General features: G+C 70.1%; 11 protein-coding genes. 9 read left to right on the forward strand and 2 right to left on the reverse strand.

Annotated elements, in window-relative coordinates; translation table 11 throughout:
- Position 1: 1 nt before the first annotated feature.
- Together J5Y10_RS00440 and J5Y10_RS00445 are read right to left on the reverse strand one after the other, a co-directional pair.
- Entirely contained in the window at positions 2 to 763 is a 762-nt protein-coding gene (locus tag J5Y10_RS00440) for a phosphocholine cytidylyltransferase family protein (protein ID WP_209369717.1), read from the reverse strand.
- A 16-nt stretch (positions 764 to 779) separates the two neighbouring features.
- Entirely contained in the window at positions 780 to 1,484 is a 705-nt protein-coding gene (locus J5Y10_RS00445) for a TetR/AcrR family transcriptional regulator (protein WP_209369718.1), read from the reverse strand.
- Between the two features lie 575 nt (positions 1,485 to 2,059).
- Here J5Y10_RS00445 and cysG point away from each other — a divergent pair.
- The 9 genes from cysG to J5Y10_RS00495 all read left to right on the forward strand — a co-directional run bounded on the left by cysG (position 2,060) and on the right by J5Y10_RS00495 (position 13,411).
- The gene (gene cysG, locus J5Y10_RS00450; RefSeq protein WP_209369719.1) at positions 2,060 to 3,520 is read left to right on the forward strand and encodes a siroheme synthase CysG; all 1,461 of its coding nucleotides are present in this window, start codon (positions 2,060 to 2,062) and stop codon (positions 3,518 to 3,520) included.
- Positions 3,510 to 4,514 (forward strand): glycosyl transferase family protein, encoded by a 1,005-nt coding sequence (locus J5Y10_RS00455; RefSeq protein WP_209369720.1) that lies wholly within the window; start codon positions 3,510 to 3,512, stop codon positions 4,512 to 4,514. The genes cysG and J5Y10_RS00455 overlap by 11 nt, the downstream gene beginning before the upstream one ends.
- 10 nt (positions 4,515 to 4,524) lie before the next feature.
- On the forward strand, positions 4,525 to 5,025 hold the full coding sequence (locus J5Y10_RS00460) for an NUDIX hydrolase (protein WP_209369721.1): 501 nt from the start codon (positions 4,525 to 4,527) through the stop codon (positions 5,023 to 5,025).
- A gap of 977 nt (positions 5,026 to 6,002) precedes the next feature.
- Positions 6,003 to 6,371 carry a DUF2946 family protein gene (locus J5Y10_RS00470; RefSeq protein WP_342452791.1) on the forward strand — a complete coding sequence of 123 codons (369 nt, stop codon included), beginning with the start codon at positions 6,003 to 6,005 and terminating at the stop codon, positions 6,369 to 6,371.
- Between the two features lie 96 nt (positions 6,372 to 6,467).
- Positions 6,468 to 8,633 (forward strand): TonB-dependent siderophore receptor, encoded by a 2,166-nt coding sequence (locus J5Y10_RS00475; RefSeq protein WP_209369724.1) that lies wholly within the window; start codon positions 6,468 to 6,470, stop codon positions 8,631 to 8,633.
- 10 nt (positions 8,634 to 8,643) lie between these two features.
- Positions 8,644 to 9,498, forward strand: coding sequence for a DJ-1/PfpI family protein (locus J5Y10_RS00480; RefSeq protein WP_209369725.1), 855 nt, complete (start codon positions 8,644 to 8,646; stop codon positions 9,496 to 9,498).
- 111 nt (positions 9,499 to 9,609) lie between these two features.
- Positions 9,610 to 10,113, forward strand: a complete 504-nt coding sequence (locus J5Y10_RS00485; RefSeq protein ID WP_209369726.1) for a YcnI family copper-binding membrane protein — start codon at positions 9,610 to 9,612, stop codon at positions 10,111 to 10,113.
- A 70-nt stretch (positions 10,114 to 10,183) separates the two neighbouring features.
- Complete coding sequence (locus J5Y10_RS00490) at positions 10,184 to 11,767, forward strand: copper resistance CopC/CopD family protein (protein ID WP_209369727.1); 1,584 nt, start codon at positions 10,184 to 10,186, stop codon at positions 11,765 to 11,767.
- A gap of 627 nt (positions 11,768 to 12,394) precedes the next feature.
- Positions 12,395 to 13,411, forward strand: coding sequence for an amino acid ABC transporter substrate-binding protein (locus J5Y10_RS00495; RefSeq protein ID WP_209369728.1), 1,017 nt, complete (start codon positions 12,395 to 12,397; stop codon positions 13,409 to 13,411).
- Positions 13,412 to 13,439 lie beyond the last annotated feature (28 nt).

Here is a 13,439-nt window from a genome sequence, read left to right on the forward strand (position 1 = left end):
CTCAGCCCGCCCCTGTCATGGCGGGCGCGGGGGCCGCCCAGGAGCGAACGAGCGCCTCGGCCTGCTCCAGGTCGTTCGGGTAGTCCACCTCGCCCCAGCTGAGGCCCTCGATCGAGGTGACGCGAATGTCGCCCGTGCCGGCGAGGGCGTGGATGACCGATAGGTACCAGCGCCGCAGGCCCTCAGGCTGGCGCAGCGCCGCCTCCAGCCCCGCGGCGAAAAGGGCACCGCCGCCGTCCTGGAAGCGCAGCATCCCGATGGACTCGCCGTTCGTCTCCTCCGGGGACAGGGTCTTGCCGATGGCGCGCAGGCGCGTGCCCTCGACCGAGACCTTCATGTCGTCCGCGTCGTAGCCGGGCTTGCGGTCGATGGTCACGGTGATCGGGGCGTCGGGCGCGGCGAGCAGGTGGCGCAGCACGGCGGGCTCGAAGAGGGTGTCGCCGTTCAGCAGCACCATCTCGCCGGCCTGCAGCAGGTCGCGCACCAGGAAGCAGCTTCCGATGTTCTCCGCGACGGCGAAGAAGGGGTTGAACCGGGTGCGGACGCGCAGGCCCGGCGGGGTGATGCCGGGCAGAGCTGCCTCGATCGCCGCGGCCTCGAAGCCGGTGACGAGGGTGGCCTCGGTGATGCCGGCCGCCGACAACCCGCGGAGCTGCCATTCCAGGATGGACCGGTCGCCCACGCGCAGCAGGCACTTGGGCGCTCGCTCGGTCAGGGGAAGCAGGCGCTTTCCCTGACCGGCGCAGAGGACGATGGCTTTCAAGGCTGCTGATCCAGGTTCAGACAAGGGATTTTTCCTCGTGCCCGGTGCTGGCACGGTGTTCGGTGTTGGCCCGGTGTTCGGGACTGACACGGTGTTCGCTGCTGGCACGGGCCGGCGCCCCGACGGGCGGGGCCTGCGGGCACCAGCCGCGGGCATCCGCATCTTGGGCCTCGCCCGAGGGCGTGCCGTCGAGCAGGGCGAGGATGTCCTGGCGGAGGATTCGCCACTCCTCCTCGCCGAGTTGGACGAGGCCGAAGGCGCGCAGCATGTAGGCGCCCTCGGCGGCGAAGAGGGCGACGCGCGCGCGCCGGCCTTCTTCCGTCCTGAGGCCGAGGACGCTGAAGCGCTCGCTGTACCAGGTCTTGGTCTTGGCGACGTGGTCGCGCGCCTCGATGAGGGCGGCCATCAGCCCGGCCGCGCGCGCCTTGCTTGCCTCGGTCATCGCCAGGCTGATCTCGATGTGCCCGCGCAGGGCATCGACCGGGCAGGAGGAGGCGCCGATGCAGGCCGCCAGCCGGGTGTCGTGCTCCCGCTCCCAGCGCTCCATCAGGGCGGCGATCAGGTCGTTCTTGGTCCCGAAGCTGGACTGCAACCCGCCCTTGGAGCACCCCGCCGCCTTGGCGACGGCGTCGATCGTCAGGCCCCTTGTTCCCTCGGCGAACAGGATGCCCTCGGCCAGGTCCAGAACCTTGTCGCGGTCGATCGTGGGGCGACGTCCCATGCGTCCCTCCCCGATCGGAACGAAGAAATACGTACGTATGGGCGTTTTAAGCGGGGCCCTTCAAAAAGCAATACGGCGGAAAGGAGGCAGCGTGCCGCCGGGTGGCACGGGGCTGCCGGTCGCCGATGCCTCTGGGGCGGCATCGCCCGGGGTCCTTGCCGGGGGTCCTCGCCCGCAGGACCTGCCGCAGTGGAAAGCCCTGGTAGTACCCCCCCCCTCTCTGACCAGGGTCAGCAGCCCGGCTGTCCGACACTGACCTCCTTGCTGCGCTACCGTGAATGCCGCCGGCCCTGGGACCAGCGCTCGCCAGACATCATGGACCCTGGGTTCAAAGATTTGCCTGCTATATAGACGATTGCACCCAAGATCGTCATCAGAGACCCGGCCCCGACCAGATGTGCTCAGATCTGCACAGTTGGGCGGCATATCCGGCTTGCCTTCCCGAGCCGCGCCGTGATCTATCCGACCTGAGGGAGTGGCCTGCAACGGTGCAGGCCAGGGCGATCTCCCCGAAACCATCCGGCGGTCCAAAGGCGGCCCGCCTCCCGGTTCCCCCTGGGAACCCCGGAGCGCGCATGACGGATCTCCTTCCCCCCGCTGGACGGGCCGGTGACGCGCCGGGTGGACACAGCCTCTTTCCCGTTTTCTTCGACCTCGGCGGCCAGCACGTGCTCATCGTCGGCGGCGGGGAAATGGCGGCCGCGAAGGCCCGCCTCCTCGCTGGCACCGGGGCGGAGATCCGGGCGGTGGACCCGGCGCCGGAGGACGAAATCCTGGCCATGGCGGAGGAGGGAGGCCTTCGCCTGGAATGCCGCGGCTTCGAGGCAGGGGACCTCGACGGCGTCCGCCTCTGCTACGTCGCGCTGGAGGATGGGGATGCCGCGGCGGCCGTGGTGGCGCAGGCCCGGGCCCGCGGCGTGCTCGTCAACGCCGTGGACCGCCGCCCGCTCTGCGACTTCACCACCCCCGCCATTGTCCAGCGCGGCGAGATGACGATCGCGATCGGCACGGCGGGCGCTGCCCCGGCCCTGGCGCGCGACCTGCGCGGGCGGGTGGAGACCGCGGTGCCGCCGGCCTATGGCCGGCTGGCCGGCTTCTGCCGGGCCTGGCGCCCGGCGGCCACGGCCCGGCTGGCCGGGCGCGACCTGCGCCGGCGCTTCTGGGACGCCGTGCTGGACGGACCCGTCGCCGAGGCCGTGCTCGCCGGGAACGAGGCAGAGGCGGACCGGAGCATGGAGGCGCTGCTGGAGAACGCCGCCCGCACCGGGCTGCCCCGGCCGCCCGGGCAGGCGCTGCTCGTCGGGGCGGGGCCGGGTGATCCCGGGCTTCTCACCCTCACGGGGCTGCGCGCCCTGCAACGGGCCGATGTCGTGCTCTACGACCGGCTTGTCAGCCCGGAGGTGCTCGCCCTGGCGCGCCGGGACGCGCGGCGGATCGACGTGGGCAAGCGCTGCGGGCGGCACTCGATGAACCAGGCGGCGATCAACGCGCTTCTCGTCCGTTATGCCCGCGAAGGGCTTCGCGTCGTGCGGCTGAAGGGCGGCGACCCCTTTGTCTTCGGGCGCGGCGGCGAGGAGATGGAGGCAATGCGCGAGGCGGGGCTGAGCGTGGGCGTGGTGCCCGGCGTCACCGCGGCCGTCGCGGCCGCCGCGGCGCTGGGCATTCCCGTGACGCATCGCGGCGTCTCTCGCGGCCTGCACCTCATCACCGCGCACGGGGTCGACGGCGCCCTGCCGGAGCACGACTGGAAGGCCCTGGCGGCACTCGGAGGCACGCTGGCGGCCTATATGGGAATGCGGACCTTGCAAGGGCTGGTGGAGCGCCTGATGGGGGCGGGCCTGCCCGCCTCGACCCCCGTCGTGGCGGTGGAGAACGCGACGCTGCCGGGCCAGCGGGCAATCCGGGGCACGCTCGGCACAATCGCGGCACGGGTGGCGGAAGCAGCGCCGGAAGGGCCGACTCTCCTGCTGATCGGGGAGGCCGTGACCCTGGCCCAGGGCGGGACCGTGGCGGAGAGGGTGCTGGATGCAGCCTGACGGTGCCGGTCCCGCTTCGGACGAGGCGGAGCCGGAGCACCCCTTCGCGCCCTTCATCCGCACCCTCGGCCGCGGCCCCGGCCGCTCCCGCGCGCTGACGCGGGAGGAGGCGCGGGAGGCGCTTCGCATGGTGCTGGCCGGCGCGGCGGAGCCGATCCAGGTTGGCGCCTTCCTCATGCTGCTGCGCTACCGCGGCGAGGACCCGGAGGAACTCACAGGCCTTGTCGAGGCCGCGCGGGAGGCCGTGGGAGCCGGCCCGGCGATGGATGGCGGCGGAGTGGAACTGGACTGGCCCTCCTACGGCTCCGGCCGCACGCGGGGGGCGCCCTGGTTTCTGCTGGCCGCACTGGCGCTGGCGCGCGCCGGGCACCGCGTGCTGATGCACGGCTCCAACGCCTTCACCTCCGGGATGCCCGTGCTGGAGGCCCTGCCGCTGCTCGGCCTGCGCGCCGTCCGCTGCCGGGCGGAGGCGCTGGAGGCAGTCGGGGTCTCGAACTTCGCCTACCTGCCGCTGCGCGCGATGAGCCCGCGGCTGGATGAGCTGCTGCATCTGCGCTCCTTTCTCGGCCTGCGCTCCCCTATCAACACCGTGGCCCGGCTGATCAATCCGGCGAACGCGCCGGCCGGCGTGGATGGCGTGTTCCACCCGCCCTACATCGCCGCGCATCTCGCCGTGGCGCAGCGCATGGCCCGGCCGCGCCTGCTCGTCGTCAAGGGCGGGGGAGGGGAGGCGGAGCGGGGGCCTGCGAAGCCCGTGGCCGCGCACCTGATGGCCGGGCCGGAGGTAGAGGTGCTCAGCCTGCCGGCGCTGCGCGAAACCCGCGCCGCCGCCAGCGATTTCCTGGGGGTGTGGCAGGGCCGCGTCCGGGACGCGCATGCGGAGGGCACGGTGATCGGAACCATCTCGCTCGGCCTTCTGGCCATGGGGCGTGCGGCGACGCCCGGGGCGGCCGATGCGCGGGCGGCGGAGATCTGGCACGGCCGGTTCGGCTGAGGGCGCCGGCATGCCCCGCCGTCCCGCCAAGCCGCGCCGGACCAGCTGCGGCGTCCTCGTCAGCGACGGGGCGCGTCTCCTGCTCGGCCACGCCGCGCGCTCCGTGCTCTGGGATATTCCGAAGGGCGTGGCGGAGGCGGGGGAGGGTTTTGCCGAGGCGGCGGTGCGCGAGCTGCGGGAGGAGACAGGCTTGCAGGTTTCGGCCGAGGACCTGACCGATCTCGGCGTGCACGGCTACCTGCCCGGCAAGGACCTGGCCGTCTTCGCCTGGCGGGTCGAGGCGATGCCGGCCGTGGAATCCCTGCGCTGCACCTCCCGCATCCCCGTCTCCGGCGGAGGGTGGGTTCTGGAATTCGACCGTTTCGCAGTCCTGCCCTGGGACGAGGCGCTGGGGCGCGTGGGCAAGAACATGGCGCGGGTGCTGGGTACGCTTCGCGCCGCGCCGGGATGGCCCTTCGGTGGCCATGGGCAACGGCATGGCAGTGTCCCAGGCGGTCAACCGGATCGTTGATGTTGCTGATAATCCGGTACGGGGGCTGGTTGTCATGCACCTGCCAAGACCGCGCCTTGGACCCATGAAACCCGAAGTTGGGGACCCTGGAGCGAGGCCCCGACTAGGCCTGACCTCTTTTCTTCTGCGAGTTGCAGAGATTGCTCTGATGGCCCTTTGCGGCACCTCCAGGAGGCTTCCAGTACCTGGAACGCCGCCCGTCATCCCTGCGTGGGGCTGATGACGTAGATCTCGGGCGTATGCAGCGGAGCATTGGAAAGGCGAAGTTGACCGGCCAGCTTCCCGACTATCGTGATTACTGTCCTCCGGCGGGTGGCACGGACGGCAGGAGATACGCGGGCCCGCTTTCTGGCTCCAGTCTTACCAGCGGTAACTCAGCCCACGGTAGACGGCGCCCTGTCCCTGGGTTGAAGGTCTCCGACGCACCATTGGCTGGAACCAGCTATCGCGACATTGGCGATGGAGCGCTCGTCTGTGAGGTTCCAGGCCTCGAGACACCCGGACAGCCTCGTTCCGCGATCGAAGCTGACCCTGAGGTTCAGCAACGCATAGGGATCGACCCTGAGCTGGTTGGCGTTGTCGGCGTAGTAGGACCCGGGCGCCCACCCGACGTTCGGACCGGGCTGAATGCCGCTCGGGTGCGAGTAGAGCAGCTCCGCTCGCCGGTCGTGTCGCGGCACGCCGGGGAGTTGGTTGTTCCCGTCGCGAGCATCCCCGTCGAAGAGGAAGCTCCCACTGCAGGAGCAGCAGTCAGGCGAGAAGGCGAACAAGGCCTCTCGGGTGGCGACGCATGGCTTGCGTTGTCAGGGACCGGTAGACTCTCGTGTCACGCCTCCCGGACAGGATCATCCGAGCGCCAGACTTCCCCGGCTCGATCCAGGCCCCTGGCCATCTCGGATGACCGGGACAATCTGTCCCATGCCGGATCCGAAGGGAGGGCGTGACGAACGGGCTAACGGTCGGGTAAGTCATTCCTTATGCGCCGCCCGCGGACAGGCCTTGCTCGTTTTCTCGCTATCCTGCTGCTTCTGCAGTGGGCGGGGGCCGTGCTGCCGCATGCCAGGGCCATGGCGCAGCTTGCTTCTGCACAGGCCATCGAGCTCTGCACCCACGAGGGCAAGCGCCAGATCCTCCTCGACGAGGACGGCAAGCCCGTAAAGCCGGTGCAGGCGGACGACTGCTGCACCCTCTGCCAGGGGCCGATGGCAACCACGCCGTCGGAGCCGCCCAGGCTGGCTCAGCCCGTCGGCTACGTGCTGGTCATTGGCCTTTTCGGCGCGGAAGGACTTCCGACCACCCCGCCGCGCGCTCCGCCACAACAGCCCAGAGCACCGCCCCTTTCCTGATACCGGTCCGTAGCCGGGTGCGACCTCTTGTGTCGCGCCCGGCCTTGTCGCGCGTGCTCCGCTCGCGTGCCTCACCGTTATCCAGGAAAGCGCAGCATGCGCCCGACGAGTCTTCCCTCGCGCCCGACCTGCGCCCCATCCCGTGCCGCTCCAGCCATCGGCCTGAGCTTCGCCCTTCTCGCCTCGACGGGCCTGACCGGCCCGGCCCTGGCCCAGCAGGCACCAGCGCCAGACCCGTTCATCGGCGATCCGGTCCGGGTGCCGGAGGTCTCGGTGACCGGGGCGGCCCCCGGCCTCCGCGGCTATCTCGCCCCGGAGTCCTCGACGGCCCTCCGCCTTCCGGCACCGATCCAGGACGTGCCTGTGGCTGTCCAGGTGGTACCGGACACCCTGATCCAGGACCGGGCGGCCCTGACCGTGCGTCAGGCCGTCGAGACTGTCAGCGGGGTGACGAGCAGCAACGCCATCCCCGGCTCGGTCGCCTTGCGGATCCGCGGGTTCAACGACGGGTCTGCCAACCTCCGCGACGGCTTCCGCGAGACCAGCAACCAGCAGGACGTCCAGGGCATCGAGCGGATCGACATCCTCAAGGGGCCCGCCTCCGTCCTCTACGGCGGCAACCTCTCCTCGGGCGGTGTCGCCAATATCGTCACCCGCGCTCCGGTGGACGGCCGCTTCGGGACGGTGAGCGGCACGGTCGGCAACTACGGCCTCTTCCGCTCAACCTTCGACATCAACGAGGGCGACGTGACCGGGGACGGAACCCTCGGTTTCCGGCTCGACGCCGCACTGGACCGCAGCAACTCGTACCGGGACTTCGGCGGGTCCAGCAGCCAGTTCATCAATCCCTCGCTCCGCTGGCGCCCAACGGCCCAGGACGAGGTGGTCATCCGGGCGCAGTACCTCCGGAGCGACTTCAGCTACGGCCTCTACCAGTCGCCTCTCTCAAGGCAGACCCTGTCGCTGCCGCTTTCCCGCAACTTCGACGACCCGAACCAGGGGGCGTCGCGCCGTGATGCCGGGCGGGTCAGCTACAACTGGGTCCACTCCTTTGGCGAGGGCCTGCGATTCCGGTCCGGCCTCAACGCCTCCGGAGTGGACTACGATCTTGGCACCGACCGCTTCTCGACACTCCGAATCCTGGCCGACAACCGGACAGTCCAGCGCACCACGATCTTCGGGCCGCAGCACATCCGGGACTACGACCTCCAGAACGAGCTTTCCGGCACCTTCATGACCGGGCCTGTCCGGCACGACTGGCTCGTCGGCGCCGAATCCTACTGGAGCGCGAACACCTCCGTCGGCTTCCAGACCACCCTGCCCAACCTGGACCTCCTCAACCCCGTGTACGGCGTCGTGCCAGGTGCCGCGCGCCTTGCCTCCAATACCCGCAGCAGCTTCGCCAATCACGCGGGCTACGTGCAGGACTTCGTGACGCTCACCCCCGAGCTGCGCGTCCTGCTCGGCGGCCGCTACGATTCGACCGAGACGTCGAGCCGGAACCGGATCACCGGCGTGGAAGGCGAGAACTCGGCAGGCCGCTTCTCGCCGCGCATCGGCATCGCCTACGAGCCGATATCGGACACGACCCTGTTCGCGAACTGGGCCAACAGCTTCGTGCCGACGACGGCAACGACGGCGAGTGGTGCCGCCCTTTCGCCGAGCACATCCGAGCAGTTCGAGGTCGGGGTCAAGCAGGTTTTCCTCAGTGGCCGGGCCCAGGCGACGGTCGCGCTCTTCCACATCACCCGCACGAATGTCCCGACCACGGACCCGGCCAACCCCGTCTTCTCGATTGCCTCTGGCGAGCAGCGCAGCCGGGGCGTGGAGGTCGATCTGGCCGGCGAGATCCTGCCGGGGTGGAACGCGGTGGCGAGCTACGCCTTCACCGAGGCCGAGGTGACCCGCGACAACCGCCTGCCCATCGGCAACAACCTCGCGGGGGTGGCCCGGCACGCGGGCCAGGTCTGGACCACCTACGAGTTCGGTGGCGGATCGCCCCTTCGGGGCGTCGGCATCGGCGGTGGCGTGCGGGCCGAGAGCCGTCGCGAGGCGACCCTGCCCAATACCTTCTCGCTTCCGGCCTATGCCAGGCTCGATGCGGCCGCCTGGTACCGCTTCGAGGTCTCGCGCACGCCCCTGCGCGCCCAGGTCAACGTCCAGAACATCAACCACCAGCGCATCTACGACACGGACGGCGCGAACACCCTCCGGGTGAACGTGCCCTTCACCGTGCTCGCGTCGCTGACCGCCCAGTTCTGAGGAGGACGCCTTGTCAGAGAACGATCACCCTCCGGCGGAGACCGGCCTCTCCCGGCGCCGTCTTGCCACCTCCACGCTCGCCGGTGGCCTCGTGGGGCTGGGCGCCCCTGTTGCCATGGCGCAGTCAGCGCCCCAGCCGCTTCCCAGGCCCCGCATGCTGCAGCGGCCGGGAGCGCCAGCGCCGCTCAAGGTCGCGATGCTTGTTTACCCGGGGATGATCATGCTCGACCTGGTCGGTCCGCAGACGATCCTGAACATGCTCGGGTCCGACATTCACCTCGTCGGGGAGACCAGGGATCCGGTCCTGACGGATATCAGCCTTCCCGTCGCGCCGACCTGCACCCTGGCCGAGTGCCCCCGCGACCTCGACGTGTTGTTTGTGCCGGGCGGGCTTATGGGGTCTGTCGCCTGCATGAAGAGCGGGGCGGTGCTGGACTTCCTCGTCGACCGGGGGAGCAGTGCGCGCTACGTCACGAGCGTCTGCACGGGTGGCCTCGTGCTCGGCGCCGCTGGTCTCCTGCGCGGATACCAGGCGACAGCCCATTGGGGTGTGGCCGACCTCCTGCCGCTCCTGGGCGCGACGAAGGTTAACGCCCGCGTGGTGCAGGACCGGAATCGGCTGACCGGCGCCGGTGCAACGGCAGGCCTCGATTTCGGCCTGACCCTCGCCGTCCTGCTGCGAGGCCAGGAGGCGGCCGAGCGGGTTCAGCTCCTCCTCGAGTACGAGCCGGTGCCGCCGTTCCACAAGGGCACCCCGGACCTGATCGGCCCGGAGCGCATGGTGCAGGTGCGTGCTGGCCGCGTTTGGATGGACGGCCAGGCCCGGGAAGCGGCACTCGCCGCGGCTCAGCGTCTCGGCCTCTGAATGGAACGACCTCGGGACGGCCGGACGGATCCTAAGGGGTCGGACCTCCGGTGCCCGCACTCCCGTGCTGCTCCAGGATTTCGCGACACACCTCGTTCAGGAGAAAACCCTATGACCCGCCTTCTCATCGGCCTCAGCGTCCTTGGCGCGCTGATCTCTGGCGCTGCCCTGGCGCATGTGACAGTGGACCAGCCGACCCTTCCGGCAGACAGCTACGTCCGCATTGCCATCCGTGTCCCGCACGGCTGCGAGGGTGCGGCTACCACGGGCATCCGCCTCCAGGTGCCGCCGGAACTGCGCGGCGCGAAAGCCATGCCCGTCGCGGGCTGGGCGCTGACCACGCGCATGGAGGGCGGCGTAACTGTCCAGGGAGAGCACGGCACGGCGCATGTCCCGCGCGAGGTGTCCTGGCAGGGCGGCAATCTGCCGGATGACCAGTACCAGGAGTTCGTGCTCCTCGTCCGCACCCCGGCCGAGCCGGGCGCGACCCTCTACTTCCCTGTCGTCCAGGACTGCGAGGGCGGGAAGGTGTCGCGCTGGATCGAGCGCCCGTCGGCCCCCGGGGAGCGCCTGCGCTACCCGGCCTACAGCGTCCGCATCACGCCCAAGGGCTGATGCGGTGACGCGGGCGGCCGGACGGAGAAGGGGACCGATGAGCCTGCCAGGCTGCCTACGCGCCGCAGGGGTGGCGCTGCTGCTGTGCTTCGCGACCGTCACGGGCGCCTGGGCCCACGCTTCGCTCGTGGAAGCGAACCCGCCTGACGGCGCCACCCTGCAGGGGAGTCCCCCAAGCCTTGCTCTCCGCTTCGACGAGGAGGTCAGGCTCCTGGACCTCCATCTCGTGGGGCCGAACGGCCCGGTCACCCTGGCCGGGGTGGCGCACGGCGTGGGTGACCTGCTCTCGGCACGGCTGCCACCCGACCTGCCGAACGGCACCTATCTCGCCAGCTGGCGGATCGTCTCAGCCGACGGGCACCCTGTCGGCGGAAGTCTGGCCTTCGGAGTGCGCGCGGCTCCGGTGACACGCTCGGCACCGTCCGACGACGCCGGAACCGCCTGGAGCACCGCGGGCGAGGTGCTGCGGTTCCTGTTCTACGTCGCTTTCGCGCTTGGCGCAGGCGGTGCCCTGTTCCGGGCGCTGGTGCAGGAGGTCGGCAGAGGCGAGCGGCGCGGGATGGCGGCGGCGGCGCTGGGGGGGGTCGTTCTCGCCCTGCTGACCCTTCCGGTCCAGGGTGGGGCGATGCTGGCCGCCCCGTTCCCATCAGGCCTGTCCGACCCTGGCATGATCGTGGCGGCCTCGACGTCGACGGTGTTCCTCCGTTGCCTGGTCGCCGCCGCAGGGATGGCGCTCGTGGCGACTTCCCTGATCGTCGCCGGGAAGGTCGCCAGGGCGGCAGGCGTCCTCGGCACGGTCATCGCCGCTGTCGGCCTGAGCCTCTCAGGTCATGCAGCGGCCGGGGGAGCGGCAATGCAGGCGCTTCTGGCGGCGCACGCGCTCGTCGCGGCCTACTGGCTCGGCGCATTCTGGCCTCTCCTCGTGCTGCTGGCCCGGGAAGGCAGCAGAGCGTCACCCGCGGTGCGGCGCTTCGCCGCCCTGGCCATCCCGGCCGTCGCCGTCCTCCTCGTCAGCGGCGCGATCCAGGCGCTCCGCCACATGCCGGCCTGGGACGCCCTGGTGACCACCACCTATGGCCAACTGGTCCTCGCCAAGATCCTCGGGGCGTCGCTGCTCCTGATCCTGGCCGCCGTGAACCATCTCCGGCTGACCCCTGCCTTGCCGACGCAGGGACCTGCCGCCCTGTCACGCAGCATTAAGGCCGAGGGACTGATCGGCCTTGCCGTCCTCGGCATCACCGCCGTGCTGAGCGCGACATCGCCCCACGCCGCCCAAACGGGTGATGCCGGTCACGTGCATGCCGTGCACCGTCACAAGGAGGGCACCGAGCGGAATGCTACCGCCCGTGTGAGCGGGTGGACCGTCCATCTCCTGGTGAGCCCCGGTCTCACTGGCTCGAACCGGATAACCCTACGTCTCGAGCGGGATGGTCACCCTGAGGGCCCGGCAGAAGTCTGGCTCGAACTCTCCCAAGAAGGAGCGGGAGTTGTCGGGCTCCGCCGCAGGATGTCGCCGACACAGCCCGGCACCTTCGTCCACGAAGGGCCGGAACTGGCCATCCCGGGACCGTGGAAGGCGAGAGTGGAACTGCTGGTGAGTGACTTCGAGCAGATCTCGGCCTTCCTGGAATTCGACGTCGCTGCAGGGAGGTGAACCGCTCGGCCTCGCCGGCTGAACCTGCGCCGCCCGTCCTTCCTGATATGCCAGCGCCCATTCCAGTCCTTGCTGGACGGCGATCAGCCTTCCGTAAGTAGACGCTGTCTGGAAGACTAGACTGTGCTGAGCGGCCAGATTTGGCCTGCTACCGGCGCTTCAGAAGGCGATCAGCGCGGCGCGTCATCGTCACGCAATTCAACCCGGTTGGTCGAGGGGGGATCGATCCGGGCCGCTGAGCGTTCCGGAACCTGGGCCGCCAGCCTCGCCCCCGGCAGGGCTCCTCCGGCAGGCAGGCTTCACGGACGCCCAGAGCGCAGCAGGCTTGATCGGATCAGCAACGATAGGGTGCCGGAGGTGCCCGAGTGTCAGCTCTTCCACTAGGATCTACCGAAAGCGGCCATTCCGCTCCTGATGTCGTGGAGGGCTCTCCACCCCGGACGCCCCGGACATGATGGCCTTGGCCCGGTCCGACGTGAGCGCGTGACGTCCAGACCGGGTGCCGGCGATCAAGCTGGAGAACTGCGCCTATAACATCCGGGCATGGACTCAGTTCGCCTGGTCAGTTCCCGGGCACGGGTCTTCCGCGTCACCTTCGGCAGGTCGCAACCGCCGCAGGACATCCCCATGCTCCGGTCCATCCTCTTCTGTCTGGCGGCCACGTTGCTGACCTCGGCTGCCATGGCCCAGGCCTCCGGCTCCCCGACCCTGGATGCCGTGCGCGCCCGGGGCTTCGTCACCTGCGGCGTCTCCGGCACGAACCCAGGCTTCGCCTTCCCGGACAACAGGAGCGAGATGAGGGGCAGCGAGGCCGAATTCTGCCGCGCCGTCGCCGCCGCCGCCCTCGGCGACGCGGGCAAGGTGCGGTTCGTGGTGCTGACCTCCACGAACCGCTTTACCGCCCTGCAGTCGGGCGAGGTGGACCTGCTCGTCCGGACGGCCACCTGGTCGTTGGCGCGGGAGACGAGCCTCGGTCTGCTCTTCGCCGGGACCACCTTCTACGACGGCACGGCCTTCATGGTGCACTCATCAGCAGGGGTGAAATCGGCGCGGGAACTGGACGGGGCCACCATCTGCATCCTGCCGGGGACCACGACCGAGCTCGCAGTGGCCGACTACTTCCGGCGCACCAGCATGCGCTTCACCCCCGTGCTCATCGACAACGTCTCGGAACTCCGCGCCGCGTTCCGCGCCGGACGATGCGACAGCTACTCGACCGATGCCTCCGCTCTGGCCAGCTTCCGGTTCGGAGAGGGACCGCGCGCCGGCGACTATGTCCTTCTGCCCGAGGTCATCAGCAAGGAGCCGCTCGGCCCCTTCGTCCGCAAAGGCGACGACAAGTGGTTCGACGTGGTCCGCTGGACCCACCATGCCATGCTGGCCGCCGAAGAACTCGAGGTGACCAGCAGCAACGTCCAGGAGGGACTCGCCAGCGCAAACCCGGACATCCGCCGCCTGCTGGGGGTGGACGGCGACCTCGGTCGCTCCATGGGCCTGGACAACCGCTGGGCTTTCAACGTCATCCGGCAGGTCGGCAACTTCGCCGAGGTCTGGGACCGCACCATCGCGCCGCTCGGCATCCCGCGCGGGCAGAACCGGCTCTGGACCCAGGGCGGCCTGCAATACGCGCCGCCGATCCGCTGATACCCTGCCGCGCCCCGCCTAACCTGCC

It is taken from the genome of Roseomonas indoligenes, assembly GCF_017813365.1.
Lineage (GTDB): Bacteria > Pseudomonadota > Alphaproteobacteria > Acetobacterales > Acetobacteraceae > Roseomonas > Roseomonas indoligenes.